Source organism: Streptomyces sp. NPDC001027 (genome assembly GCF_040299045.1).
Classification (GTDB): domain Bacteria; phylum Actinomycetota; class Actinomycetes; order Streptomycetales; family Streptomycetaceae; genus Streptomyces.
Window position 1 is genome coordinate 1 of record NZ_JBEPBI010000518.1, and the last position, 2170, is coordinate 2170.

Annotated in this window: 2 protein-coding genes and 1 pseudogene; 2 read left to right on the forward strand and 1 reads right to left on the reverse strand. The window is 65.6% G+C overall.

The genetic code is table 11. The features are described from left to right. The coding region (locus ABT300_RS43425; RefSeq protein WP_351688537.1) for a DUF4142 domain-containing protein at positions 1-668 on the reverse strand (668 nt) is incomplete at its 3' end. A 258-nt stretch (positions 669-926) separates the two neighbouring features. Between ABT300_RS43425 and ABT300_RS43430 the strand changes: the two genes are divergently transcribed. Next, entirely contained in the window at positions 927-1343 is a 417-nt protein-coding gene (locus ABT300_RS43430; protein ID WP_351688534.1) for a hypothetical protein, read from the forward strand. Positions 1344-1377: 34 nt separating this feature from the next. Then, a pseudogene (locus ABT300_RS43435) lies at positions 1378-2170 on the forward strand (hypothetical protein); the annotation flags it as partial.

Genomic DNA, 2170 nt, shown 5'->3' on the forward strand with positions numbered 1-2170 from the left:
GTGGAGGTGGCGTTCGGCGGCGGAGCCAGGACGACCAACGGCTGGCCGACGGGGGGAACCGGCGGGGTCATCTCCGACTTGGGCAACTTCGGCGGCGTGGTCTGAGTGAACAGCGTGGTGTCGAAGTCAACGAGGCCAGTCTTCTCCATGACCGTGATGTGATCCAAAACGGTGTCGTTGGCCTGGTCGGCCAGAGCGCGGACCAGCGTGTTCTTAGTCGTCGAGCGCACCTTCGCCACAGTGTTGAAGATCGAGCCGTGCGTCATGCGCAGGATGTTGGCGAAATCGACGTCGAACTGCTTGCCCTGGGCGGTCTGAAGCGTGGCGACGAAGCCCTGCTGCTGTGGACTGGCGATGTTGGGCAGGACGACGTTCAGCATCGGCGCGATCTTGCGACACGTCTCGTCCAGCGCCGCGTGCCCGTCGATCAAGTGCTGGCTGGCGGTCAGAACCCCTTTGCTCTGACCCTTTTGCAGCCCGATCTGCCCGACCGGGTGTTCCCACAGGCCGGCCGCGCGCACCGCGACCACGAAGGCTCGGTCACTCTCGGTGAACGGCCCCCACTGAGTGTTGGCGATGAGCCGGTCGCCTGAGGTCGAAACGGTGTCCAGCCCCAGCATCGACGGGTAGGCGAGGGCGCTCACCGTCAGGGTCAACGCGCCGCCCACCACGAGAGTGCCCAGCATGTTGCGTGAAAGCTGCACTGTTCCTCCTGCACGATCAGGGAGTCTGTCGGGTCACTCAAGATCCCGCCGGAGCGGACGAACATGGATACGCGCGTAATGGCATTCGGGCTCAGCTGGTTCCCGAATATCCTCAAGAAGGAGCAAAGATTTCCCCGTCTGCGGTCTCCGTAGCGCCGCACGACTGATCCCTACGGCGTGGCCATCAGGCCGTAGGTGGGGGACGTATCGAGCACAGTGCGCTTGAAGCGTCGACCTTCCCGTTGGCCTGCGGGGCATCCCCCTCAGGTCCGTTGCGAAGCTCGTACGCTGGCGCTGGCACCCGCCCTCTCCGGTACCCCGCTCGCCAAGCGCCCGTACGACCTGCGGCACTCGGCGCTGTCCACGCGGCTGTGCGCAGGCGCCGACCCCGACGTCGCCGACCCGCGGACCGGTAACGGCGTCGAGCTCCTGCTGTCCCTGTACCCGACGTGGCTGTACGACCGACAGACCATCAACAACCAGCGGACTGAGGGGCTGTTGAGCGTCTACGACCAGCCGCCCGAGCCTGAAGAGAGAGACGAGGGCGAGGTCCCGGACATGGGGCGGGGCGATTTGGCAGATGCCGAGTGGGAGCGCCTCCAGCCGTTCCTGCCAGTCAGCAGCGGATGCCTGCGATGATGCGGCAGTGAACAAGGTGTGGCAAGGAACTGTCATGAACGATTCCCGCTTCGTCGTCCCCGAGTCGGGTGTAATGCCGAGGCACGTGCTCTGCGCGGTCGGAGTGGGCCTGGATCCCGATGTACTCAACCGGGTGGTCGAAGCGGCCGGCGCGGAAGACTTCATAGTCGATGAGTTGCAGCAGTATCCGGACCCTCGGATGCGTGAGGCCTTCGGCGCCTCGCTGGATGCCCGTCGGCCCACCCGCGACGACGAGTTCGGCGATGACGACTGGGCCGCGGTGGACGCGCATGACTCGGTTGCGTATGTGCTGTCTCCGCCGATCTCCCAGTCCAGTGCCGTGGAGGTGTCCCGGCAGGCCCTGGCCGTCACCGCCGCTCTGCTGGCCCACGGCGCCACCGCGGTGAAGAACGAATCCAGCGGAGTGGCCTGCGGTCGCGAGCGGTGGCTGACCCTCGCGGACCGGGCGGCGACTGCCGAGAACGACCACGACCTGGCAGGCGCCCTTGATCACGCGTGGGTGGTGCCAGCGCTGATCGATGAGGATGTGTTCTACAGCTGCGGCATGCATCTTCTGGGCGAGGCCGACATCGAACTCGTGCCCGGTCCCGCTGCGGCTCCGGAGCAGTGGGCTGAGTGGATGACGACCATGGACACCGCCAGGTACTACCTGCTGACCGAGCAGCCGACACGCGGGGTCCGGGACGGCGAAGGATTCCGTCTGTCTCTGGACTCACCGCGCTGGATCATGAACCGTATGGAATGTGAGCGCTATGAGGAAGACGACTTCTTCTACAACCCGTATGGATACTGGCGCCTCACGCCCG